The sequence below is a fragment of the Synechococcus sp. WH 5701 genome (genome assembly GCF_000153045.1).
Classification (GTDB): Bacteria; Cyanobacteriota; Cyanobacteriia; order PCC-6307; family Cyanobiaceae; genus Regnicoccus_A; species Regnicoccus_A antarcticus.
This window is the reverse complement of record NZ_CH724160.1, coordinates 359053-382000: the sequence shown is the minus strand read 5'-3', so window position 1 is coordinate 382000 and position 22948 is coordinate 359053. Positions and strand designations below refer to the sequence as shown.

Here is a 22948-nt window from a genome sequence, read left to right as displayed (position 1 = left end):
CACCCGCCGGTACATCTGGGGTGAACTGCCCGAGCCGACCGATACTCATTCGCCCCCAGCCGCCCAGGCCAGCCGCCGCCTCTCTGCAGGTGCTGATTCCCGCGCGCGATGAGGCCGCCGCCATCGCCGCGGTGATCCAGGAGCTGCGCGGTCAGGGTCTGGAGCGCATCCGGGTGGTGGATAACGGCAGTGGCGATGACACCGCGGCGGTGGCCAGCGCTGCCGGCGCCGAGGTGGTGGTTGAGCCGAGGCCGGGCTATGGCCGGGCCTGCTGGCGTGGCCTGGGCGGACTGCCGCCCGCTGTGGAATGGATCTTCTTCTGCGACGGTGACGGCAGCGACGATCTGGCGGCGCTGCCCAGGTTGCTGGCGGCGGCGGCAGAAGCGGATCTGGTGCTGGGTAACCGCCTGGCTGGGGCGGAGGGTCGGCGGGCGATGACCCCGCTGCAGCGCTTCGGCAACCGCCTGGCGACCCGCCTGATCCAGCTGGGCTGGGGTCACAGATATCGGGATCTCGGTCCGATGCGCCTGATCCGACGCCCCTGCCTCGAGGCGCTCGCCCTGCGGGATCGGGGCTTCGGCTGGACGCTCGAGATGCAGGTGAGGGCGGTGGAGCAGGGCTGCCGCATCCGCGAAGTGCCGGTGGGTTACCGGCCGCGCCAGGGGGGGCGCTCCAAGATCTCCGGATCGCTGCTGGGCAGCCTCCGGGCCGGGGAGGTGATCCTGCGCACCCTCGGGGGTCTGTACCTGGCGCGGATCAGTCGGGGGCTCAATCGATGACACCTCTGACCAGCCAACGGAACCTCTGGCGGTTGTGCGCCCTGCTGCTGGTGGGCGGAGCCGCCTGGATGGCGCCCCATGGTCAGGTCAGTGATTGGCAGGTCCTGCAGGCGTTCTGGGGCGCCGTGGCGGTGATGGGTCTGGGCTTCGCGCTCTCCTGGCGGATCGTGGCGCTACCGGCCGTCTGGTTCTGGGGGGTGGCGATCGCCACCCGGCTGCTGCTGCTGGCCATGGAGCCCGGCGATGACGTCTGGCGTTACCTCTGGGAAGGCACGATCCAGCAGCACGGCTTCAATCCCTACGAGCTGGCTCCCGACGCCACTGCCCTGCAGGCCCTGCGGCCCGCCTGGTGGGGTCAGATCAACCATCCAGCGGTGACGGCCATCTACCCACCCCTGACGCAGCTCGGCTTTCGCCTGCTCACCCTGGTGCCTGCCCAGGTGCTGCTGTTCAAGCTGGCCTTCCTGGCCTGCGATCTGGGCCTCTGTGCCCTGCTGAGCCGGCGGTTCGGGGCGGCGTCGGCGTTGCTCTGGGCCTGGAACCCCCTGGTGATCTACAGCTTCAGCGGCGGTGCCCACTACGACAGCTGGTTTCTGCTGCCTCTTGTGGCGGCCTGGTTCCTGTTCGACCGTCCACCTGAGCCAGGACCAGGATCAGGACCAGGGCTCGCTGGCCGCTGGGCCCTGGGCGCCCTGCTGATCGGCGTGAGCGTGGCGATCAAGTGGGTGTCGCTGCCCCTGCTGGCCTACCCCTGCTGGCTGGCGCTGCGCAGCGACCGAGCGCTGCTGGCGTTGGGGCTGGGTCTGCTGGGGCTTCTGCCCCTCGGCCTGGGGTCAATGGCCTACTGCGACTCGATCCGCTGCCCATTGATCCCCACGGGTTCGGCCTTCGTGACCCAGGCCCGCAGCGCTGAATTCGTTCCCCATCTGCTGGCTCGGATCTGGCCGGCCACCAGCAGCAGCAATGCCATCCATCTGCTGCCGCTGCTGCTGGTGGTGGCCCTGCTGCTGTGGCGCTGCCGCCGCTTCGGCGGGTTCGCGCAGGGCTACTGGTTTGCCCTGCTCACGCTCTCGCCGATCGTTCATCTCTGGTACTTCAGCTGGATCGTGCCCTTTGCCGTGCCCACGGCGAACTGGGGCGTGCGGCTGGTGAGTCTGAGCGGCTTCATCTACTTCGTGCTGCTGCACCGAAAACCCGATTGGAACCTTCTGGAGATCGAGCGCGCCCTGATCTGGGTCCCGTTCGTGGCGGGCTTCGGCATCACCCAGCTGAGGCAGGCCAGGCTCCAGCCCCCCGATCTCTCCACCCCGTCCGTGCCATGACCACCCTGAGACTGGTCCTGCTGGCTGGAGTGACCACCGCCCTGGTGGGTTGCTCGCTGCCGCCCTTCCCCGTGCCGGGCTCCGGGGCGGCCGGCACGGCGGGTTCCGGGGCGGCCGCGGCTGTGCCGTACTCCAGCGAGACTTACACCCGGGTGCTCCAGGAGTACGTCAACGAGCGGGGCCTGGTGGACTACGAGGGTCTTCAGCGCCGACCAGAGGATCTGGAGCGCTATGTGGCGGTGATCGGCGCGGTGCCCCCGGAGCGTTACCGCTCCTGGAGTGAGGCGAAGCAGATCGCCTTCCTGCTCAATGCCTACAACGCCCTGACCCTGGCCTCGATCATCCAGGAGACTCCGCTGAAGGCCAGCATCAAGGACATCTGGGGCGTGTGGAACCTGCGCCGCCACCAGGTGGCGGGCCAGCCGCGCACGCTCGATGCGATCGAGCATCAGATCCTGCGCCAGGACTTCAACGAACCGCGCATCCATGCGGCCCTGGTGTGTGCCGCCAACAACTGCCCGCCCCTGCGCCGGGAGCCCTACGCGGCTGAGCGGCTGGAGCAGCAACTGGAGGATCAGGTGCGCCGCTGGCTGGCGGGTCCCCATGGCCTGCGGATCGATCGGACTGGGGAGCGGGTGCTGATCTCGCCGATCTTCCGCTGGTTCGGCGAGGACTGGGGCCGGGCCAACCCGACAGCGGCTCCGGTGCCCGGCCATGTGAGGGACAGTGCGGTCCTGGCCTTCATCGGCGATTACGTCAGCCCTGAGGACCGCGCTTACCTGGCCCAGGGCCGCTATGCCCTGGGCACCCTCGACTACGACTGGTCGCTCAACCGCCAGTGAGTGCGGCAATGTTCAGCAACAGGACTCAAGTCCTCAACAACAGGAGGCGGAGCCTGCCGCTGTGAAGGGCATCACGCTGCCACAGCCGGGAAAGAGGCCGAAGTGGGCGCTGGAGTCGGCGCCGATGAAGTCGAAATGGGGCGCCAGCCGGCTCTGGTGGAGCATCCGGAAGGTGTTGCCGCAGACGGGAAACACCCGGCCCGCTTCCAGGCTGTGGTGCTTGTCGAAGTCGAGGCGGTGGGGGTGACCGGGGATCGTGCCCCGGTAGATCACGGCCTGGCCGTGGTCCTCGCAGGCATCTTCGAGGTCGTCGATCTGGAACAGCCGGTAGGTGGCGGAGAAGAAGCGCAGCTCACCGGTGCGTTCGGCCAGCTCCGGATCGGTGATCTCCAGCGGGCGGTCGTTCACCAGGCGCGGATCGGCGTAGCCCGCCTGGCGGGCCAGACGCAGGAAATCGTTCCAGTAGAGGGCGCCACTGAGGCATTCGCCATAGAGCACCGGGTCGGCCTGCAAGGCCTGGGGCACCCGCCGGTCGGCGTAGACATCGGCGAAGAAGAACTCACCGCCGGGTTTGAGCAACCGCCGCACCCCGCGCAACACAGCCAGCTTGTCGGTGGAGAGGTTCACCACGCAGTTGGAGATCACCACATCGAAGCTGCCGGGCTCCAGCTCGAGCTGCTCCAGGTGCTCGATGTAGCCCTCCAGAAAACGGATGTTGTCGTAGCCGAAGCACTCGGCATGAAAGGCGCGGTGGGCTTCGGCCACCGCCAGCTGCTCAGCCGTCATGTCGACCCCCACCACCGTGCCGCCCGGCCCCACCAATTGAGCGAGCAGGTAGGCGTCACGGCCGCTGCCACAGCCCAGATCCAGCACCCGCGCGCCCTCCAGCAGCGGCGGGCAGACCAGACCGCAGCCGTAGTAGCGGGAGAGCACTTCGGGATGGAGGCGGCTGAGCAGGGGCTTGAGGGTGGCGGGCACCGCGCTGGCATCGCAGCAGGCGCTGGTGCGCAGATCGGCGCTGCTGGCCAGGGTGCTGCCGTAATAGGTCTGCACGGCCTCGCGCACGCCGGAGTCGTCGCTGCTGCAGCAGCTGCTGGTTGTGGATGCGGTCATGGCGAGACGAAACGGAGGAGGGCTGTCATGGCGGAAGTCAGGCGCCGCGGCGCCAGCTGTGGAAGCGTTGCAGCAGGGCCAGGGTGCGCTGGGGGGCGTGGGCCCGTTTCCAGGCACCGGCGGCGTACTTGTTGGCTTCCGAGAGGGTGGGATAGGCGTGGATGGTGGAGAGGATTTTGCCGAGTCCCAGGCGCCAGCGCATGGCCAGCACGAACTCCGCGAGCAGCTCACCGGCCTGCTCAGCCACGATCGTCACCCCAAGGATCCTGTCGCTGCCCGGGGGCGTGAGCACCTTCACGAAACCCGTTTCGGCGCTCTCCACGATCGCCCGATCGAGCTCATGCAACGGGAAGCGGGTCACCTCCACCGCCACCCCCTGGCGGGCGGCCTCGCTTTCGCTCAGCCCCACTCCCGCCACCTCCGGATCGGTGAAGGTGGTGCGCGGGATCACCCGCCCGTCGACGCGGAAGCGGCGGAAGGGCCCGAACAGGGCGTTCACGGCGGCATACCAGGCCTGGTGGGCGGCAGTGTGGGTGAACTGCCAGGGGCCGGCCACATCACCGGCGGCATAGATGTTGGGGAACAGCGTCTGAAGAGAGGCGTTGGTGTCGATGGTGCGGCCGGTGGGGATGCCCAGCTCCTCAAGGCCATAGCCCTCCAGCCTTGCCCGCCGGCCGATGGCGCAGAGCACCTGATCACCGAGCAGTTCGCTGGCCTCGGGAGCCTCGGGGCCGCCGGTTGTGATCAGCACTGCTGTCGCCGCCGGGCGGGGCTCGAAGCCCCGCACCGTGCAACTGGTGAGCACCCGCACGCCATCGGCTTCGAGGGCCTGGTGCACCACGGCGGCCGCGTCGGGGTCTTCGCGGCTGAGCAGTTGCGGGCCCCGCTGCAGCAGGGTGACCCGTGCGCCCAGGCGGGCCAGAGCCTGGGAGAGTTCACAACCGATCGGACCGCCTCCCATCACCACGATTCGCGGTGAGGCCAGGGGGCAATCCCGCAGGGCCTGCCACACCGTTTCACTGGTGAGCAGGCCGACCGCATCGGCCCCAGGCAGATCCGGCAGCACCGGACTGGCGCCGGTGGCCAGCACGATGGCCGGCGCCGTGAGCCGTTGCTCCTGGCCATCGCGTGTGGTGATCGCCACGGTCCAGGGGTCGATCAGGCGTCCGTGGCCGCGCAGCACCTCCACCCCCAGCCCCTCGTAGCGCTCGACGCTGTCGTGGGGGGCCACCTCCGCCACCTTGGCGAACACCCGCTCCAGCACCAGCGGCAACGACACGCTGGGCTCGTGGGGCTCGAGTCCGTAGCGATCAGCCTGGCGCATGCGCGCCGCCGCTCGGGCCGTGGCGATCAGGGCCTTGCTGGGCACGCAGCCGGTGTTGAGGCAGTCACCGCCCATGCGCTCGGCTTCGATCAGGGTCACCTTCGCCTTCACGGCGGCGGCGATGTAAGCGGTGACCAGGCCCGCTGCACCGGCACCGATCACGATCAGGTTGCGATCGAAGCGGGCTGGCTTCGTCCAGGGGCGGTAGAGCCGCCAGAGCTTCCAGCGCTCCAGGGCCAGCCGCGCGATCCAGGGGAAGGCCCCCAGCAGCGCCAGCGACAGCAGCAGCGGCGGCGTGAGGATGCCCTCGAGGCTGCGCAGCTGCGCCAGCTGCGTGCCGGCGTTCACGTACACGAGGGTGCCGGGCAGCATGCCGATCTGGCTGGTGAGATAAAAGGAGAGTGTGCGGATCGGGGTCAGCCCCATCACCACGTTCACCAGGAAAAAGGGAAACACCGGCACCAGCCGTAGGCTGAGCAGGTAGAGCACCCCATCGCGGCGCAGCCCCTCCTCGATCGGGGCCAGGCGCGTGCCGAAGCGCCTCAGCATCGGCTCCCGCAGCAGGGTGCGCGCCAGCAGGAAGGCGATGGTGGCGCCGGCGCTGGACGCGAACGACACCAGCAGGGTGCCGAGCCCCAGCCCGAAGACGGCGCCACCGGCCAGGGTCATCACCGCCGCGCCGGGCAGGGAGAGGCCGGTGACCAGCACGTAAGCAAGCCCGTAGAGGGCGGCGGCGCTGAGGGGAGCCCGCTGGCGCCAGGCCAGCAGGCCGGCATGGGCATCGCGAAGGGCCTCGAGGCTGAGCCTCTGGGGCAGATCCAGCAGGAAAAACAGTGCCACCAGCACCACCACCGCCAGGAGCAGCAGCCACCGCCTCGAGGCGGCGCTGGTGGGGCCACCTCGCCTGGGGTTGCCAGTCATGCGGCCAGGGCCCCGCCGCAGCTGGAGCCGCTGCCGGCGGTGCAGCCGAAGCAGTGCTCCGCCACCTGGATCGGATCGCCGGCGGGGTCGCGCCCAAGCAGATCACGCAGGTGGGAGCGTTGGCGGCCGCCGGCGTCCAGCCCCAGCTGCTGGTTGAAATCGCAGTCGTAGAGGAAGCCCTGCCAGTCGACGCTGATCAGCTGGCGGCACATGACCTGGGTCAGGTTGTCGTCGCGGTGGCTGCGGCGCAGCAGCTCCAGGTAGCTCTCCAGCTCCCCCTGGGCCCTCAGCACCGCCGCGAAGCGCTGGACCGGCATGTTGGCCAGGGCATAGAGCTGGTTGAACACCACGCCATGATCGGCCGCGAGCACCCGCCGGTAGTCGGCCTCCAGTGGTCCCTGCTCCGGTGGCAGTGCCGCGCCCTGGGGGTTGTACACCAGGTTCAGCTCCCGGCCCGAGCCCGGATGGCCGTAGCCGAGGGCGTTGAGCTGGCGCAGGCCGCTGATGCTGCGCTGGAAGACCCCGGAGCCCCGCTGACGCTCCACGTTGTCCTGGAGGTAGCAGGGCAGTGAGGCCACCACCGTGACCCCCTGCTCGGCGAGAAAGGCGGCCAGATCTTCCTGATCCGGTTCCTGCAGAATCGTGAGGTTGCAGCGATCGATCACCTCCACCCCCAGGGCGCGGGCCTCTCGCACCAGCTCCCGGAACTGAGGGTGCAGCTCCGGTGCCCCACCGGTCAGGTCGAGGCAGCGCAGACCCCTGGCGGCCAGCACCTCGGGGATCAGGGCCAGGGTGGTGGCCTCCATGCTTTCCGTGCGGGTCGGCCCGGCATTCACGTGGCAGTGCACGCAGGCCTGGTTGCAGCGGTAGGTGAGGTTCACCTGCAGGGTGTCCAGGCGGCCGCGGTTGATTGGCGGGAAGGCCTGGGTGGGCTCCTGTCGGCTGCGCCTTGGGGTGGTCAGGTGGGGGGCAGTGGTCACGGTGGAGATCAGATCGTGCTGGTGAGAATGCGGCGTCCGGCGGGCTGGGCCCCCAGGCCCCCCAGCGATTCGATGCTGACGCTGACGCTGCTGGCGGCGCTGGTGGGGTAGGTGGGGATCGGCATGGCCACATGACCCTTGCCGTCGGGAACGAAGGGAACGCAGCCCACCTCGCGGCCATTGACGCGGGCCCAGAGCCGGTAGGTGCTGTTGGGCGGTGGCGGCGGCAGCCCGTCGAGCATCAGCATGTTGTGGGTGGGGTTGCCCGTGACCAGCACCTTGCCGCTGGCGCCGCCCTCGCCGCCCATGGCCTGGAGAGGCATCTCCCGGCTGGCGGGGGTGAGGGTGCCGTTTGTGCCGGCCTGCTGCTGCACCCGCGCCAGCTGCTGGCGGGTCTGGTGCAGCTGGCTGCCCAGCACCAGCACCCCCAGTCCCATCACTGCCGGCAGCAGCCAGGGGAGGATCGCCCGCCGCGGTGGAGGCTGAGCCAGCAGGCGTTGGCGCAGGCGCTGCGGCGGACTGGCGGCGGCGGGGAGGGCGAGGGGCAGCAGTTCGAGGGTGGTGCTGAACTCATCGAGGCGCTGGCGCAGCTCAGGGCGCTCCTGCAAGAGCGCCGCCAGCCGCTGGCGCTCCTGTTCGTCGAGGTCGCCGAGGGCATGGCCGGCCAGCAGCAGGTCGAGATCGGCCTCCGCCTCAGGTCCGGTTTCGTGGGTATGGGGGTCGCGGATGCTCATGATTGCGGGCGGTCGTCGATCAGCTGGTCGCGCAGGCGAATCAGACCCTGGCGGGAGCGGGTCTTGACGGTGCCGAGGGGCAGTTGCAGCCGTTCGGCGATCGCCGACTGGCTCAGGCCCTCGTAGTAGGCCATCTCCAGCACCTGGCGCTGGTTGGCGGGGATCGCCTCGAGGGCCAGGCGCACCCGCTGGGAGAGGTCATCGGCCTCGGCGGCTTCCTGGGGGCTGCGCACGGCCGAGGGAAACAGCTGCTGCGACCAGCGTTGCACCAGCTGCCAGCGGTTGCGGCGCTGCTCGATGCGGTTGAACGCCATCGAGCGGGTCATCATCAGCAGGTAGGCCAGCACCGGCCCCCGCCTCGGGTCGTAGCGGCCCTGCTGCCAGTAACGCAGGAAGACGTCGTGGCAGAGGTCTTCCGCCTCCTGATGGGACTGACTGAGCCTCAGAGCCAGGCGGAACACCGGGGCGCCGCAGGCGTCGTAGAGGCCGGCCAGATCGGGGTACCCCGCTGGGTGGTTGTCCTGGAGCCTGGCCCCGGGGGGTGCGGTGGCGTTGGGCTCGGGGTTGGTCACGCGCAACGGGGAGCCGAACGGTCTGGAACAGATGGTGTACCGCTGAGCATGCGGATCGGATTGGCCAGGGGAGCGGGGCAATCCGATGGCTGCCCCCGCCGGTATGGAAGGGGTCTCACACCACCCACCCGTCATGTTGTTCTCCAATCAAACCGTTGGCCGCGGCCTCGCCGCCCTGGCCCTGGGCGCATCCACCGTGCTGGCAGTCCAGGCCGCCGAGATGGGTGCCCACAGCGGCATGTTTCAGAAGGCCGAAGCCCCGGTGAGTGGCAGCTTCATGATCAAGACCGAAGCGGGCAAGCAGGTGCTCGTGCTCAGCAGTGATTTCAAGACCAACGACAGTGCTCCTGATCTGAAGGTGGCCTTCAGCCCATCGGCCAAGCCGCTGGCGATGAGCAAGCCTCCCAAGTACGAGCTCAAGGCCGGCAGCTACACCGTGCTCGCGCCGCTCAAGTCGAGCAAGGGAGCCCAGAGGTACGTGATCCCCGCCTCGATCGATCTGAGCAAGCAGAAGTCGGTGCTGATCTGGTGCCAGAAGTTCAACGCCACCATGGCCTGGGCGCCCATCCAGCACGACTCCAAGGTGAAGGATTCGATGATGAAGTGATCTCGACCCGCCATGATCGCCGGCATGGATTCAGCCCCGGGCCGGCTCAGCCACCTCAACGCCAGCGGTGAGGTGCACATGGTGGAGGTGGGCGATCGCCCCGCCACAGACCGCCGCGCCGTGGCCGAAGGCTTCCTCAGCATGGAGGCTTCGGTGCTGGCCCTGGTGCTGGAAGGCCGGGCCCCCAAAGGCGATGTGCTGGCTGTGGCACGGGTGGCGGCGATCCAGGGGGCCAAGCGCACCTGGGAGCTGATCCCTCTGTGCCATCCGATCGCGCTCACGGGCCTGGAGGTGCGCATCGAGCCCAGCGCCGATGGCTGTGGCCTGCGCCTCGAGGCCAGCGCGCGCAGCACCGGTCCCACCGGTGTGGAGATGGAGGCACTCACCGCCGTGCAGGTGGGTCTGCTCACCCTCTACGACATGGTGAAATCCGCTGATCCGGCCATGACCATCGGCCCGGTGCGGCTGCTGAGCAAAACGGGGGGACGCCACGGCGACTGGATCCATCCCAGCGCCGTGCCCTCCTGAGCCGTGAGCCCCGATGAGCACCAGCGCTGCATCGCTTGAGCCCTATCCCCGCGAAGGCCTGCCCCTGGAGGAGGCCCGCCGCCAGGTGCTCGCCGCCCTCACACCCCTGGCCGGCAGCGAGAGCCTGCCGTTGCAGCAGGCCCTGGGCCGGGTGACTGCCGAGTCGGTGGTGGCCACGGAGGCGGTGCCCGGCTTTCGCGCCTCGATCATGGATGGCTATGCCCTGGCGGCCACGAGTGTCCCGCAGGTGGGACACTCGTGGCCGCTGATGGGCCGCTCGGCCCCCGGCGCTCCCTACCCACGGCCCCTGGCTGAGGGGGAGGCGATCCGCATCCTCACCGGCGCGCCCCTGCCCGAGGGGGCCACCAGGGTGCTGCCCCAGGAGCTGGTGGAAGCCGATGGTGAGCGCCTGCGCCTCAGCCGCGAGGCTGGGCCCAACCCCTGGATCCGCGCCGCCGACGAGGAGGCCGGCGCCGGCCAGGAGCTGCTGGGCGCCGGAGTGCGCCTGGGGCCCGCCGATCTGGGCAGGCTGGCCAGCTGCGGAGTGGCGGAGCTGGCGCTGCGGCCGCGGCCCCGGCTGGGGCTGCTGATCACCGGCGATGAGCTGGTGCCGGCGGGAAGCGCCCGCGGGCCAGGGCAGATCTGGGAGAGCAACGGCACGCTGTTGGTGGCGCTGCTGGAGCGGCTGGGGGTGGTGGTGGCCGAGCGGCGGCTGGTGGCCGATCAGCCCGCCGCTCTGCGCGCGGCGTTGCTGGAGCTGGCGGCCGGCTGTGATCTGGTGGCAAGCACCGGCGGTGTGTCGGCGGGCGACAGCGACTGGATCCGGCCGCTGCTGGCGGAGCTTGGATCGGTGGCCTTCTGGAAGTTGTTCCTCAAGCCCGGGAGGCCCTTCGCCTTCGGGGAGCTGCTGGGCACGCCGTTTTTCGGGCTGCCGGGCAATCCGGTGGCGGTGGCGATCACGGCCCTGCAGCTGCTGGTGCCGGCTCTGCAGCGGCTGGAGGGGGCGCCGGTGGAGCCGCTGCCGCGCCTGAAAGTGCGCCTGGCGGCCGAGCTTCGGCGTGGTGCAGGCCGCCCCGAGCTGGCCCGCGCCCGTCTGCAGGTGGGAGCCGAAGGGGAGCTGCTGGCCTTGGTGGACGGCAGCCAGGCCTCCTCGCGCATCGGTTCGCTGCAGAGGGCCGACCTGCTGCTGGAGATTCCGGCGGAGCTGGGCACCCTGGCGGCGGGCACGGAGCTGTGGGCGCAGCTGCTGCGGCTTCCGATCTTCTGAGGGCCGCCGCTGGGCCCCAGTGGTTCAGCCGGTGGTCAGTAGGCGGTGTTGCCCTCCACCCAGGTGCCCACGCCGCCGCACCATTCGCGCTTCCAGAAGGGGGCGTCGTGCTTGAGGGCTTCGAGCAGCTCCTGGCCACCGCGCTGGGCCGGACCGCGGCGATCGGCCGCCACCGCCACCAGCACGATCGCCTCCCCCGGCAGCACCCGCCCCACCCGGTGATCCACCCGCAGCGCCAGCAGGCCATGGCGGCGGCTGATGGCGGCGGCGATCCGCTCGATCTGGGCTTCGGTCATGCCGGGGTAATGCTCCAGCTCCAGGGCTTCAAGCGGCGCGCCGCTGGCGGTGCGGCCGCGCACACGGCCGATGAAATGGGCTTCCGCCGCGGGTGCTTCGGCGCCGCGGGCCGCGAAGCCCCGCTGCCAGTCCGCCAGGGCCGCGAGGGGATCGAAGCGCTCGGGGTGGAGCTGCAGAACCAAGTCCGGTTGTGGGTCAGCCATCAGTTCAGCCACCACTGATGGGGGGCAGGAAGGCCACCACATCGCCGGGCTGGAGCGGCTCATCGAGTGCAGCGAAGGCCTGGTTCACCGCCACCCGCACCTGGGGCGGGACGGCCTCACCCAGACCCAGCTGCTGCCAGAGGCTGGCCGGTGTGGGGGCCGGGGATTCCGTCGAGATGGCGAGGCTTCGCTCCCCCCAGCCCGCCTGCTCCCGCAGGGAGGCGAACAGGCGCACGCGGATCACGGACAGGTGGCCACCAGCACCCGGTGGCGGTGGTCGGAGGCCACCCGGCGGATGGCAGCGAAGCCTGCCTCGGCCAGGGCGGCAGGCAGATCCAGACGGAAGTAGTCCTCGAGGTAGGGCTCTGTGGCCTTGAGCAGGGTGGCCAGGGCCGGCGGCATGGCGCGGATCACCTCCGCTTCCGGGTCCTGGTCCACCAGGGCCAGCACGCCTTGGGGCCGCAGCAGCCGCTTCGCTTCCCTGAGCACCGCGCGGCTGGCGTCACCCGGCAGTTCATGGCAAAGGAACTGGGCGGTGATCAGATCGAAGCTCGCCGCCGGCAGGCCGCTGGCCTCGGCGGCGCGGTGGTGCCAGGCCTTGATGCGGCCGCCGGCATCGCGCACCTTCGCCACCGCGAGCATCTGGGGGGAGAGGTCGAGGCCGCTCACGTGCACGCCGCTGTGGCCGTGCTGCTCCAGCCAGTCGGTCAGCGCCAGGGTGCCCACCCCCACCGAGCAGCCGATGTCGAGGACGTTGCGCACCGGGCCGCTGAGGCTGGGTTCGATCGCGGCATAGATGCCGTTGCGCATGCGCTGCTGGGCGGCTTCCGGGCTGAGTTGCTTCTCCTCTTTCCAGACCCGCAGCGCCACCGAATCGGTGGCCTGCTCCGCCTCACAGGCGGCATCCCAGCAGAGGTTGCCCTGGGCATAGGCGTGGAAGCGGGCCCGGTAGTAGGGCGGGGTCACAACGGCCGCCTCGGTGCTGCTGGCCAGCAGCGGCTCCGCCTGCTGGCGCAACTGCTCACGGCGATGGCGCCAGGGGATGCCCCGGGTTTCGGCCGTCCGGATCATCATCCGCCGGGCCTGCAGGAACAGCAGCTGCCGCATGGGCTCCACCGCCAGAACCGCAGCGATCAGTCGGCCCAGCGGCGTGCGCGCATCCACCCAGGGAGGTGGCGGCGGCGAGCTGATCACCGGGCCGGAGCTGATGGCGCTGATGTTCATCGGGGCGCTGGGATGGGCGGCGAGGCTGCCATCCTGACGCCCCCAGTTCAGGCTTTGGGGTGCGTTTGCCCGACCACCCAGCTCAGATAGGCGGGATCCGGATCCTGCAGGGGCGTGGCCGTGATTGCCGGGATCTCGTAAGGGTGAGCCTCACGAATCACCTTCATCAGCGACTGCAGGCGCTGCCGGGTGGTCTTGAAGGTGATCCGGATTTCTGGCTCCTCCACCAGCTCGCCCTTCCAGATGTAGAGGCTCTCGATCGGCTCCAGCTGGGCACAGGCCGCCAGCCCGGCCCTGATCACCTCCCGTGCCAGCCGTCTGGCGTCGTCTTGGCTCGCCACCGTGGTGTGAACGGCGAGCAGGACTTCCTCGTCGGCTGTCATGGCGGCTCAGTACCAGCTGCGGTACCACTGGGCCATCTGCTGGATTTCATCGCTCTGCACCCGCACCATGGCCTGCTGCAACTGACGAAGCTCCGGGTGCTGGGAATTGGTCTGGGCCATCGAGGCCATCATCACGCCCATCTGGTGGTGGGGAATCATCTGCTCGATGAAGGCACGGTCGAAGTCCGGGGCTGCGCTCAGGGCAGAGAGGTTCGTCCACCCGCCCATGGCGCCCCCACCCATACCTCCACCCATGCCCATCCCCATCCCCATCCCCATCCCCATGCCCATCCCCATGCCGTTCTGCCAGCCCCAGCCTGTGCCCGGTCCCCAACTGGGCACATCTTTGCCGTACCACTGCTTGTACCAGGCACGCATCTGGGCGTTCTCACGGGTCTGACTGGCCTTGATGCTCTTGGCCAGGGCCTTGATCTCGGGCCGCTGCGCGCGGGTGAGGGCGAGATCGGCCATGGCGATCGCCCCGTCGTGGTGGGGGATCATCATCACGATGAACTGCTGATCCGAATAACCCATCCCCATCTGGCCAGGGCCACCCACGCCTCCTCCATACCCGGGCATGCCTGGTCCTCCTCCAGTTCCATGCATGCCTGCACCGCCCCAACCCTGGGACAGGCACTGGGTACCAGCCCAAAGGGAGACCGTGATGATGCCTCCTGTGGCCAGCAGCAGCAGGGCTGGCCGCCCGAAGAGTCTTCGGCGTGGATCGTTGTTGGCCATCGTTTCAAGACCGCTCGCTTACCGTCCATCTCCACGGTGGCCATGGGCTAGCCAGTGGCTTGACAATTCAGCCGAATGTTCACGCGACCTCCGCCAGCCGGGGGCTGCTCAGACGTTGAGATTCGGGCAGATCACGGACGTGTTAGGCGCTGGATCGCTTTGCCAGTTCTTCAGCAGGCTTTGCAGTTCCCTTCTGAACAGACGCAGTTCCCGCAGCCTTTCGTCCACCAGATCGATCTGCCGTTGCAGCTGCCGCTGGATGTCGCCGCAGGGGAGCTCACCGGCATCGTGGACCGCCAGACACTCCTGAATTTCATCAAGAGTCAGACCGAGGCTCTTGAGCCGCCGGATGAAGTCCAGGCGCCGCAGGCTCTCCTCACCGAACAGGCGGTAACCGCCTTCGCTGCGGCCCACCGCCGGCAGGAGGCCGAGATCTTCGTAGTAGCGGAGGGTCTTGATCGGCAGGCCACTGCGGATGGCGAGGGCCCCGATCTTCATGCCAACGGCTGTCATGGGCTTGACTCTCCTCCCTTGGGGAGACTCTAGGCTGACTCAGGCTTGCTCCACCATCACTCCGTGAACCGCAGCGCTCTGGCTCTCCTCCTGTCGGCTGGCGTCTGCCTGGGTACCAGCGCAGCCCGTGCCCAGGCCAACAACATGTTTCCGAGCCAGGCCGCTGCGGAAAAGCGAGCCAAGGAACTCAAGTGCAGCGGTGCCTTCGCGATGGGGAAGGAATGGATGCCCTGCCAGAACTTCGATCTGTACGAGAAGGCTGTCTCCCGGGAGAAGTGACACCAGCGTTTCCTTGGCTGTCTCTGACCATTCCCGCGCAAACTCGATGACCACGCACTCCAGCAGCCCCTTCCCGCAGCCCAGCCGTTGGGCTCTTCTGGCGGCCCTGGCAGCGGCGGCCTTCGCCCCGTTGCTCACCAGCTCAGCCGCCGAGGCCCATGTGAAGGGCATGTTCAAGACCAAGCAGGAAGCTGAACAACGTGCCGCCGAGCTCAAGTGCAAGGGCACTTTTTCAATGGGCTCGTTGTGGATGCCCTGTGCGAATGAGCAGGCGCTCCACAAGGCCCTGCGGAACAACTGACTCCACGCGCGGGGATCCTCCTGATCATCACCGCGCTGTCGGGCTCGATCTATGGACTGATGTTGGCGAACAACATCGATGCCTTCTGCCGGAATTCTCACGTTGATAATTGCCATCTCCGGCGTCGGCCTGATGCTCGGCGGCCGCCGCAAGCGACCAACATCACTGAGCTCAAAGGCGAACAATCAGGAACCAGGATACGAAAATGACGGGACATGACTCTCCAGCTAACTGGACACCCCTAGCTTGAAGGAATGACCCCTTCCCCGAGCTCGTCTTGCTGCCATGCCGAGGGCCCAGCCGTATCGGCGGACGGCATGGAGCGGGAGCTGGCCCGGGAGCGCACCCTGCTGCGCCGCAAGGTCAGCGTGGCTGCCGTGCTCACCGTCCTGGTGATGCTCTCCAGCCTGCCCCACATGCTGGGGCTTCACAGCCTTGCGTTCCTGCCGCTCTGGTTCACCAGCCCCTGGACCCAGCTGATCCTCACCACACCGGTGTTGTTCTGGTGCGGGCGTGATTTCTTCACCGGCGCCGTCTCGGCTTTCCGGCAGCACTCCGCCGACATGAACACCCTGGTGGCGGCCGGCACCGGCATTGCTTACCTCACCTCGCTGTTCACCACCCTGTTCCCGCAGGTGCTGATCGCTGAAGGCCTGCCGGCTGACGTCTACTACGAAACCGTGGCGGTGATCCTGACCCTGGTGCTGCTGGGTCGGCTGCTGGAGGCCCGGGCCCGTGGGCAGACCTCAGAAGCGATCCGGCGGCTGCTGCAGCTCCAGCCCCCCACCGCCCGGGTGCTGCGGGAGGGACAACCGGTTGAAGTTCCTGTGTCGATGGTGGTGGTCGGGGACCTGGTGCAGGTGCGTCCGGGCGAGAAGCTGCCCGTGGATGGGGTGGTCGAAGAGGGCAGTTCCTGGGTGGAGGAATCGATGCTCACCGGTGAACCCACTCCTGTCGCCAAAGCTGCCGGCGATGCCGTGATCGGCGCCTCGATGAACCGCAGCGGCAGTTTCACCTTCCGCGTCAGCCGGGTGGGCTCAGGCACGGTGCTGGCCCAGATCGTTGAGCTGGTGCGCCAGGCCCAGAGCTCCCGCACCCAGGTGCAGCGCCTGGCCGATCAGGTGGTGGGCTGGTTCGTGCCGGTGGTGATTGCCCTGGCGATCGCCGCGTTCGTGATCTGGTTCCTGATCAGCGGCAACCCGGTGCTGGCGATGCTGTTTCTGGTGAGCGTGCTGGTGATCGCCTGTCCCTGTGCCCTGGGCCTGGCCACCCCCACCTCGATCATGGTGGCCTCCGGCAAGGGGGCCGAGAACGGCCTGATCTTTCGCAGCGCCGAAGCCCTGGAGACGGCCGGCAAGCTGCGCACCATCGTGCTCGACAAGACCGGCACCCTCACCCGCGGCCAGCCGGAGGTAACCGATTTCGAGCGGCTGAACGGTGGTGGACTTCCGGCCAGCACCCTGCTGGCGCTCACGGCATCGCTGGAATCCCGCTCGGAGCATCCCCTGGCCGAAGCGATCGTCACCTATGCCCGCAGCCAGTTGAAGGACGGCTCAATGCCTGCGGTGGAGGGCTTCGAGGCCGTGGCCGGCCGCGGCGTGCAGGGGGTGGTCGCCGGCCAGCAGGTGCGGGTCGGCACTCCCCGCTGGTTCGCGGAGCTCGGCATCGACACCGCCGCCCTCAAGCCCCTGGTGGAGCGTCTCGAGGCCGCCGCCTGCAGCGTGGCGGCCGTGGTGGTGGACGGGCGGATTGAGGCCTGCTTCGGGGTGGCCGATCCCCTCAAAACCAGTTCGGAAGCCGCCGTGGCCGCCCTGCGGCGCCTGGGTCTGCAGGTGGTGATGCTCAGCGGCGATGCCCGCCGCACCGCCGAGGTGGTGGCCGCCCAGGTGGGGATCGAGCGGGTGATCGCCGAGGTGCGCCCCGCTGACAAGGCCTCGGTGGTGCAGGAGCTGCAGCAGAAAATGGAGGGCCTGGTGGCGATGGTGGGCGACGGCATCAACGACGCCCCCGCCCTGGCCCAGGCGGATGTGGGCATCGCCATGGGCACCGGCACCGATGTGGCGATCGCCGCCAGCGACATCACCCTGATCTCCGGCAACCTGGCCGGGGTGCCGGCGGCGATCGAGCTCAGCCGTGCCGCCATGGCCAACGTCCGCCAGAACCTGTTCTTCGCCTTCGCCTACAACGTGGCCGGCATCCCGATCGCCGCCGGCCTGCTGTTTCCCCTCACCGGCTGGCTGCTGAGCCCGATGATCGCCGGCGCCGCCATGGCCTTCAGCTCGGTGTCGGTGGTGAGCAATGCTCTGCGGTTGCGGAACTTTCGGCCCACGCCCCTTCCCGTTGCCGCCAGCTGATGACCAATCTCTTTGCTGCCGAGCTGATCAATGCCGAACCGCTCTGGCGCACCATCGACCAGCCCGTGGTGCTGAAGGCCCTGGTCGCCGGCGTTGGTGTGGTGCTGATCGCCTGGGAACTGTGGTGGTTCCTGGGCGGCCATGGCGGTGGTGTGGCGGCCCGCGATGGCGAGGCTGGCGTGCAGGAAATCACCATCACCGTGGATGGCGGCTATGCGCCCTCAAGAATCAAAGTGAAGGCCGGCCGGCCGCTGCGGCTGGCGTTTCACCGGATCGATCCGAGCGGCTGTGTGGCCCAGGTGATCTTCCCCGATTTCCACAAAACCCTTGATCTGCCCCTTGATGCCACCACCAGCCTGGAGTTGCCGCCCACGGAGGCTGGCGTCTATCCCTTCCACTGCGGCATGAACATGGTGCGCGGAGTCCTGGAGGTGGTGGATCAGAGCGCAACAAGGGCGTCGTAGTTGTGGTACTCGGGCTTGCGTAATCCCTCCACCGCCAGCATCCTGCGCAGTCGCCTGGATCTCCTGGGCCTGATCCCCCCACACCATGCCATCCATGCCCCCGATCCCGTCGATGCCCCCCGCCACTCCAGAGTCCAGTTCCTGGACTCCCGACGCCGCAGGCCTGGCGCGCCGCTATCACTGCGCCCAGGGAATGGTGGTGGATTACGCGATCGGTCTGGCGATTGTGGGGATGTTTCCTGCCTTCCTCACGCCGGTCCTGGTGATCGCGGTGGTTCTGTTGATGAAGCTGCTGTGGGACATCGCCCGAAACTGGCAATTCAGCCTCACCGCCAATCCCATCGCGATCGGGGGGTGGGTCATGAATGGTCTGGGTGCCTGTGCGGTTGCGATTCTCGCCTGGACGACGCTTGTTTTCCTGGGTGCCTGGCTTCCGATGATTGATCACTACGCCCTATCCGCCGCCCTGATGAGCGGTGGCTGGACTCTGGGGGCCGGGGCCAACCAGTTCTTCATGAACGGATTTCTGCGTCGTTTTCGCCGGCAGGACGCCGGTCTGAACCATGGCTGAGTGGAGCCGACGGCGAGTGCTCCTGGCTGGGCTAGCCATCACCGGAGCGGCCTCCGGCGTGAGCGAATTCCTGCGCCGCCGGTCCTTCCAATACGAGCAGGCAGATCTCACCGATCAGCTCCTCAACAGTCCGGATGTGGTGAACCGTGCCGTGACGAATGCGATCGAAGGTGACAAGGAAGCCACGGCCGAAGTGGAACGAATCCTTGCGGGGCTGAATCTTCAAGCCCCCAACCTCCCCTACGATCGATCCATCTCGAAGACGTTGATCCAGGCCAGCCGGCTGGCGACCGAACAGTACCTCACGGGGAAGTTCAATCTTTCGTTTGATGGCTCCATCCGGGGACTGCCCACCTATAGCGACCGGTTTTCTGGCTACACGCAGTTTGCCTCCATCAAGGGGCCAGAAACGGTGAATGCCGAGCAGCGCATCGATCTCGATCAAAGGAGTGGGCGCGATCCGCTTCTGGCAGGAAGCCATCGCCTCAGCAGGTTGATCACCGGCTTTGCCGGCCGGACCGGCCCGGCCATGGTCATCCGTTGGAGCTTTCCTGTGTACTGGGGCTTCGTGCTGAGCGGCCCCAGCCATCACCTGCTGGTTCTGCGGGGAACGCAGCGGGGATATGAATGGTTCCAGACCCTCCGCGCCAATCAGGTGGTCGCCCGGGAGGTGCCGGAGCTTGAGTTTGCCGGCTCCATCCACGATGGATTCGCCAGCATCTATGCCCGTCTGTCCCGGCCCGTGATCGACGCCGCGCGACACCTCGATCCGACCAAGCCGTTGTTCGTTTCCGGCCACAGTCTTGGTTCACCCCTGGCCAGCCTGGCCGCCCTCGACATCGCCCAGAAAATCCCCAGCTTCCGAGACAATCTGAGGCTCTACACCTATGCCGGACCGCGGCTGGGCAACCCTGCCTTCGCTGAAGCCTTCAGCCGGCTCGTGCCCAACAGCTACCGCATTGTGAACCAGGCCGACCTGGTGCCCACCCTGCCACCGACCAGAACGAGGGACATCATCTACGTCCACCTTGGTGAGCCCTGGGGCTTCACGAGCGCTTCCGGAGACATCGGCCCGAACCACTTCATTAGCGCCTATCGCCTGGCGGTGGATCAGGAACGGGAACAGCCCCTCGCCAGTATCAAGCTGGTGCCGCAGTGACCGCGGGCTGCCAGGGCTGGAGTCTGCTCAGTTCTTGACGATGCCCTTGAACACACCACTGGGGTTGTAGGTGCCGTTCGACTGACGGCTGGGCTGGTTTGTGGTGATGAAGCGAGGGCTTCGCTTGAACTTTTCGGCCGCCAAGCCGGTGCAATCGCATGCCGGTCCTCCACCATGACGCGTTCCTTGGCGGCAACTTCGCCATGGCAATCGTGCATCATGCTTGAAACTTCGATGTTGGGCCGGCTCTCCTTGGCTTGTGCCGATAACCCAAGGCCTGAGGTGGCAAGGAGAACGGCAGAAGCGAACAGGAATGATGGAGGACGCATGATTTTCAGATCTTTCATCAGGCGCCGGAGCGCTGCCTCTCTCCCCCTCTCCTGTGCCAGTTCAGGCCACCGATGTCAGCGGCAGCTCACCACACCCGCAAGGGAGGGTTCTGCCGGGCGATGGGCATGGCCAGGCACCACCCAGATGGACTGCTGATCAGCCTCCTGGATCTGCAGGCGGAACTGGCGGCTGAAAGAGTCCTGAAGACGGATCTGGTGTCGCCGACCCCATGGGCCTTTTCCGGCGCTGCCCGGTGAGCTGCCAGGGGAATCTGCAGACCTGTCCTCCGCTCCACTTCACGGCAAGTTCAGGATTGCTCGTGTTGGCGGCGGCCGACCCTGGGCGGGGCTTGCGTGCCAATCAGGCTCTGAGCTTCATGCCCGTTGATCACAATCAGCGGGCATGAGCTTCTCTTGGGTCTAGCCTAAAGATCAGGATTGGGCTCTCTCAATGGCGAGGCTATAGCCCACTTATGCCAGCGTTTTCATTGTCATTCCTTGAGCCATGACCAGCATTGCTGAAATTGCTCCAGACCTGTTCCGGCTTTCGATTTATGTTCCGGACTTTGACATGCAGTTCAACCATTTCCTGGTGCGCGATGAGCAGCCATTGCTGTTCCACGCCGGCTTGAAGGGGATGTTCCCTGCCCTGCGGGATGCGGTGGCCACCTTGATGGATCCCGCCAAGCTTCAGTACATCGCCTGGAGCCATTTCGAATCCGATGAGATCGGCGGCCTCAACAATTGGCTGGAGCTGGCACCTGAGGCCCAGCCTGTCTGCACGCTCGTGGGCAAACTCGTGAGTGTCGACGACTTTTCGATACGACCTGCCCGCGGCATGCTCCCTGATGATGTGCTGAGCACCGGTCGGTATCGCTACCGCTTCTACCCTTCCCCGCACCTGCCCCACGGGTGGGACGCCGGTTTGCTGTTCGAAGAGACGAGCAAAACCTTGTTCTGTTCTGATCTGTTCCATCACTTCGGGGATGTGGCTCCGCTCACCTCCTCCGACCTGATCGGGCCAACACTTCAGGGCATGGAGCAGATGCAGCAAGGTCCCCTGGCGTCCTATATGCCCTACACCAGGCATACGGAATCTGTGCTGCAGGCACTGGCTGAGCTCAGGCCGGAGGCCCTGGCCGTCATGCACGGCTCGTCCTTTGTCGGCAGGAGTGATCAGCTACTGAGCGATCTGGCTGGCGTGCTCAGGGACACCTTCGATTCGGCCTGACCGTCGCCGCTGGCCGACCTCGCTGTTGGTGCCCGTCATTGAGCTGCATGCCCATGAGAAGCATGCCCGCCATGGGCTGATGACGGTTGGGCGTGTACTCACCATGGCGATCGGTGACGGAATGGTGATCGGGGCGCCACGGCATCCCACCTTGAAACCATCAGCCCTGCCCACCCACTCCCCTGCTCCCTCCATGACCCGGTTTCGATTTCTGATTCCCTTCGGCAGTGCGGTCTTGTTGGGGGGCGTTGCCTTGCCTGGCGCCGTCATGGCCCAGTCGCTTTATACCATCACCACCACGTGCTCCCTCAAGGGCGCTGCCCCCGTCCCCTGCACGGTGGAGGCCGTGGACGTGGGAGAGTCCACTGAGTATCGCCACAAGATCGGGGCCACCAAGGTGACCTACCGGGTCTTCGATGATCCTTATGTGCGGATTGAGGGCCTGAATCCTGCCACTGGCGCCTGGACCCCGGCCCGCAACGCTTCCATCCGCTTCAACACCAACCAACTCTGCTTCAACGACCGCGCCTTCTGTGTGGTCAATCCCAACTACCTCAACAGTGTTCGTGAGGAAGCCGGGCGGACCTACGCCGGTCGAGATCTGGTGGGCCTCAGCTTCGGCACCAATGGACGAGTCGATATTGTCTGTTTTGATGAGGGATGCCGTCGTCTCCGGGAGGCGATCGAGCAATGAAACGATTCCTTCGACTGGGTACCGCTGCATGCCTTGGGTTTGCGCTGGCATTACCGCCGATTGACTCCGCGGCTGCCTCAGGGCTCAACTCGGCTGATGCCGCCAGCGTTGATGAGTTCCAGATCGCCCGGGGTGGCGGCGGACGCGGCGGCGGCGGAAGTCGCGGCGGTGGTGGAGGTGGCCGCAGCTCTGGTGGCGGGCGCAGCGGAGGCTCCAGTGGTCGTACCGGTTTCAGCACATACAGCGGCGGTGGCAGTTCGTTCCGCGGCAGTCAGAAACCTTCCGGTGGCTGGAGCAGCGGCTCGTCACGGTCCTCCTCGCCGCGGTCAACGTCCACGGGCAGCTCGCGGTCCGTCAGCGGACAAGGCCAGCGTCAGACCAATGCCGGGGCCCGGCAGAGCGATCGCAGCACCACCCAGGCAGATCGCCGTGATGCCTCGACCTCCCGTCAGCAGGGGCGCCAGGACAACGCCGGCGGCCGCCAGGACCAGCGCACCGACCGCACCGATACCCGCCAGTCGAGCCGAACAGACCGCAGCACTGACCGGCAGGACAACCGCAGTGATCGGGTCTCGGATCGCACCGACCTGAGGGGGGATCGTGCCGACAACCGCTGGGACAACACCTGGTCCGGATGGGCCCGACCTGGCTGGGGCGCTGCTCGCCCCTGGACCTACGGCTGGTATGGCGGCTGGAGTTCTCCGCCCTGGGGCTGGTGGGGTGCCCGATCCGTGGCCTGGGGTGTCGGCGCTTTGGCCACCACCGCCGCCATCACCAGCTTGGTGGATGATGCCATTGACAATCAGGTCACCTACATCGAGGTGCCCGAGACGAGCTACGAGCTGTACTACCCCAGTGTTGAGCCTGTCGGCACCGACAGCATTACCTTTGCTGCCAACAGCGGCTCAAATCTGGTGGAGTTCACAGCCGACTGTAAGCAGGGCACCCTCAATGGGCGCACACCTGAAACAGCTGAGGAGGCTCAGCTGCTGAATGCAGCCTGTCAAGTTGCCTATGGAGATTGATCGTCTCTGAGGCCTCCTTTCTTGCGGAGCTCAACTGAGCCCCAACGCAGGCCTGGGACTGACGAATGCCGGAGCAGGGAATTCACTATTCACCTGTTTGCCGCTGCATGAGGCCAGAGAGCTGTTCTGCAAGAAATTGTCGTAAGCCAGGATGATTGTTATGCTTGCAGCTGCTTCATTGCCTGGTAAGTTCT

The 22948-nt window shown here is 67.3% G+C and carries 28 protein-coding genes; 16 read left to right on the top strand and 12 right to left on the bottom strand.

Annotated elements, in window-relative coordinates; all coding sequences use genetic code 11:
- Positions 1–89 precede the first annotated feature (89 nt).
- From WH5701_RS17225 to WH5701_RS12000, 3 genes are read left to right on the top strand one after another with little or no spacing between them, the layout of a single operon-like run.
- Positions 90–779 carry a glycosyltransferase gene (locus tag WH5701_RS17225; protein ID WP_232201903.1) on the top strand — a complete coding sequence of 230 codons (690 nt, stop codon included), beginning with the start codon at positions 90–92 and terminating at the stop codon, positions 777–779.
- On the top strand, positions 776–2101 hold the full coding sequence (locus tag WH5701_RS17220; protein ID WP_006172682.1) for a hypothetical protein: 1326 nt from the start codon (positions 776–778) through the stop codon (positions 2099–2101). The genes WH5701_RS17225 and WH5701_RS17220 overlap by 4 nt, the downstream gene beginning before the upstream one ends.
- Positions 2098–2943 (top strand): DUF547 domain-containing protein, encoded by an 846-nt coding sequence (locus WH5701_RS12000; RefSeq protein ID WP_006172681.1) that lies wholly within the window; start codon positions 2098–2100, stop codon positions 2941–2943. Before WH5701_RS17220 ends, WH5701_RS12000 begins: the two co-directional genes overlap by 4 nt.
- A 33-nt stretch (positions 2944–2976) precedes the next feature.
- On the opposite strand, the gene WH5701_RS11995 is transcribed toward WH5701_RS12000, so the two are convergent.
- The 5 genes from WH5701_RS11995 to WH5701_RS11975 are packed head-to-tail and all read right to left on the bottom strand — an operon-like array spanning position 2977 to position 8587.
- On the bottom strand, positions 2977–4056 hold the full coding sequence (locus WH5701_RS11995; RefSeq protein ID WP_006172679.1) for a methyltransferase domain-containing protein: 1080 nt from the start codon (positions 4054–4056) through the stop codon (positions 2977–2979).
- Positions 4057–4093: 37 nt separating this feature from the next.
- The gene (locus tag WH5701_RS11990) at positions 4094–6301 is read right to left on the bottom strand and encodes an FAD-dependent oxidoreductase (RefSeq protein WP_006172677.1); all 2208 of its coding nucleotides are present in this window, start codon (positions 6299–6301) and stop codon (positions 4094–4096) included.
- Positions 6298–7281, bottom strand: a complete 984-nt coding sequence (arsS, locus tag WH5701_RS11985) for an arsenosugar biosynthesis radical SAM (seleno)protein ArsS (protein ID WP_006172676.1) — start codon at positions 7279–7281, stop codon at positions 6298–6300. The genes WH5701_RS11990 and arsS overlap by 4 nt, the downstream gene beginning before the upstream one ends.
- A gap of 8 nt (positions 7282–7289) precedes the next feature.
- On the bottom strand, positions 7290–8015 hold the full coding sequence (locus WH5701_RS11980) for an anti-sigma factor domain-containing protein (RefSeq protein WP_006172674.1): 726 nt from the start codon (positions 8013–8015) through the stop codon (positions 7290–7292).
- On the bottom strand, positions 8012–8587 hold the full coding sequence (locus tag WH5701_RS11975) for a sigma-70 family RNA polymerase sigma factor (RefSeq protein WP_232201902.1): 576 nt from the start codon (positions 8585–8587) through the stop codon (positions 8012–8014). The genes WH5701_RS11980 and WH5701_RS11975 overlap by 4 nt, the downstream gene beginning before the upstream one ends.
- 85 nt (positions 8588–8672) lie before the next feature.
- On the opposite strand from WH5701_RS11975, the gene WH5701_RS15825 reads away from it, so the two are divergent.
- From WH5701_RS15825 to glp, 3 genes are read left to right on the top strand one after another with little or no spacing between them, the layout of a single operon-like run.
- Complete coding sequence (locus tag WH5701_RS15825; protein WP_156776742.1) at positions 8673–9194, top strand: DM13 domain-containing protein; 522 nt, start codon at positions 8673–8675, stop codon at positions 9192–9194.
- A 24-nt stretch (positions 9195–9218) separates the two neighbouring features.
- The gene (moaC, locus tag WH5701_RS11965; protein ID WP_232201900.1) at positions 9219–9722 is read left to right on the top strand and encodes a cyclic pyranopterin monophosphate synthase MoaC; all 504 of its coding nucleotides are present in this window, start codon (positions 9219–9221) and stop codon (positions 9720–9722) included.
- A gap of 13 nt (positions 9723–9735) precedes the next feature.
- Positions 9736–10989 carry a gephyrin-like molybdotransferase Glp gene (gene glp, locus WH5701_RS11960; RefSeq protein WP_006172668.1) on the top strand — a complete coding sequence of 418 codons (1254 nt, stop codon included), beginning with the start codon at positions 9736–9738 and terminating at the stop codon, positions 10987–10989.
- Positions 10990–11024: 35 nt separating this feature from the next.
- Here glp and WH5701_RS11955 read toward each other — a convergent pair whose 3' ends face one another.
- The 6 genes from WH5701_RS11955 to WH5701_RS11930 all read right to left on the bottom strand — a co-directional run bounded on the left by WH5701_RS11955 (position 11025) and on the right by WH5701_RS11930 (position 14347).
- On the bottom strand, positions 11025–11489 hold the full coding sequence (locus WH5701_RS11955) for a molybdenum cofactor biosynthesis protein MoaE (RefSeq protein WP_037981352.1): 465 nt from the start codon (positions 11487–11489) through the stop codon (positions 11025–11027).
- Between the two features lie 4 nt (positions 11490–11493).
- The gene (locus WH5701_RS11950) at positions 11494–11733 is read right to left on the bottom strand and encodes a MoaD/ThiS family protein (protein WP_006172664.1); all 240 of its coding nucleotides are present in this window, start codon (positions 11731–11733) and stop codon (positions 11494–11496) included.
- Entirely contained in the window at positions 11730–12713 is a 984-nt protein-coding gene (locus WH5701_RS11945) for a class I SAM-dependent methyltransferase (protein WP_006172662.1), read from the bottom strand. The genes WH5701_RS11950 and WH5701_RS11945 overlap by 4 nt, the downstream gene beginning before the upstream one ends.
- 47 nt (positions 12714–12760) lie before the next feature.
- Positions 12761–13096, bottom strand: coding sequence for a divalent-cation tolerance protein CutA (gene cutA / locus WH5701_RS11940; RefSeq protein ID WP_006172661.1), 336 nt, complete (start codon positions 13094–13096; stop codon positions 12761–12763).
- 6 nt (positions 13097–13102) lie between these two features.
- Positions 13103–13630, bottom strand: coding sequence for a DUF305 domain-containing protein (locus WH5701_RS11935; protein WP_232201898.1), 528 nt, complete (start codon positions 13628–13630; stop codon positions 13103–13105).
- A gap of 312 nt (positions 13631–13942) precedes the next feature.
- Positions 13943–14347: a heavy metal-responsive transcriptional regulator gene (locus WH5701_RS11930; RefSeq protein WP_156776740.1), complete on the bottom strand. Its 405-nt coding sequence runs from the start codon at positions 14345–14347 to the stop codon at positions 13943–13945.
- A gap of 63 nt (positions 14348–14410) precedes the next feature.
- Here WH5701_RS11930 and WH5701_RS11925 point away from each other — a divergent pair, with 63 nt between their 5' ends.
- From WH5701_RS11925 to WH5701_RS11905, 5 genes are all read left to right on the top strand, one after another.
- Positions 14411–14626, top strand: coding sequence for a DUF3721 domain-containing protein (locus WH5701_RS11925; protein WP_006172658.1), 216 nt, complete (start codon positions 14411–14413; stop codon positions 14624–14626).
- Between the two features lie 46 nt (positions 14627–14672).
- Positions 14673–14927 carry a DUF3721 domain-containing protein gene (locus WH5701_RS11920; protein ID WP_006172657.1) on the top strand — a complete coding sequence of 85 codons (255 nt, stop codon included), beginning with the start codon at positions 14673–14675 and terminating at the stop codon, positions 14925–14927.
- A gap of 317 nt (positions 14928–15244) precedes the next feature.
- Complete coding sequence (locus WH5701_RS11915) at positions 15245–17281, top strand: copper-translocating P-type ATPase (RefSeq protein WP_006172656.1); 2037 nt, start codon at positions 15245–15247, stop codon at positions 17279–17281.
- A complete protein-coding gene (locus tag WH5701_RS11910; RefSeq protein WP_006172655.1) occupies positions 17281–17745 on the top strand; it encodes a cupredoxin domain-containing protein in 465 nt (154 codons plus the stop codon). The genes WH5701_RS11915 and WH5701_RS11910 overlap by 1 nt, the downstream gene beginning before the upstream one ends.
- A gap of 85 nt (positions 17746–17830) precedes the next feature.
- Positions 17831–18316, top strand: a complete 486-nt coding sequence (locus tag WH5701_RS11905; protein WP_156776738.1) for a hypothetical protein — start codon at positions 17831–17833, stop codon at positions 18314–18316.
- 31 nt (positions 18317–18347) lie between these two features.
- On the opposite strand, the gene WH5701_RS18450 is transcribed toward WH5701_RS11905, so the two are convergent.
- Positions 18348–18797 (bottom strand): hypothetical protein, encoded by a 450-nt coding sequence (locus WH5701_RS18450; RefSeq protein WP_232201896.1) that lies wholly within the window; start codon positions 18795–18797, stop codon positions 18348–18350.
- 48 nt (positions 18798–18845) lie between these two features.
- Here WH5701_RS18450 and WH5701_RS18445 point away from each other — a divergent pair, with 48 nt between their 5' ends.
- The 5 genes from WH5701_RS18445 to WH5701_RS17725 all read left to right on the top strand — a co-directional run bounded on the left by WH5701_RS18445 (position 18846) and on the right by WH5701_RS17725 (position 22754).
- The gene (locus tag WH5701_RS18445) at positions 18846–19475 is read left to right on the top strand and encodes a lipase family protein (RefSeq protein ID WP_232201894.1); all 630 of its coding nucleotides are present in this window, start codon (positions 18846–18848) and stop codon (positions 19473–19475) included.
- A gap of 401 nt (positions 19476–19876) precedes the next feature.
- Positions 19877–20062 carry a hypothetical protein gene (locus WH5701_RS11895; protein ID WP_006172650.1) on the top strand — a complete coding sequence of 62 codons (186 nt, stop codon included), beginning with the start codon at positions 19877–19879 and terminating at the stop codon, positions 20060–20062.
- A gap of 247 nt (positions 20063–20309) precedes the next feature.
- The gene (locus WH5701_RS11890; RefSeq protein ID WP_006172645.1) at positions 20310–21035 is read left to right on the top strand and encodes an MBL fold metallo-hydrolase; all 726 of its coding nucleotides are present in this window, start codon (positions 20310–20312) and stop codon (positions 21033–21035) included.
- 28 nt (positions 21036–21063) lie between these two features.
- On the top strand, positions 21064–21729 hold the full coding sequence (locus WH5701_RS11885; RefSeq protein WP_232201892.1) for a hypothetical protein: 666 nt from the start codon (positions 21064–21066) through the stop codon (positions 21727–21729).
- On the top strand, positions 21726–22754 hold the full coding sequence (locus tag WH5701_RS17725; RefSeq protein ID WP_006172643.1) for a hypothetical protein: 1029 nt from the start codon (positions 21726–21728) through the stop codon (positions 22752–22754). Before WH5701_RS11885 ends, WH5701_RS17725 begins: the two co-directional genes overlap by 4 nt.
- The last annotated feature ends 194 nt before the right edge of the window (positions 22755–22948 follow it).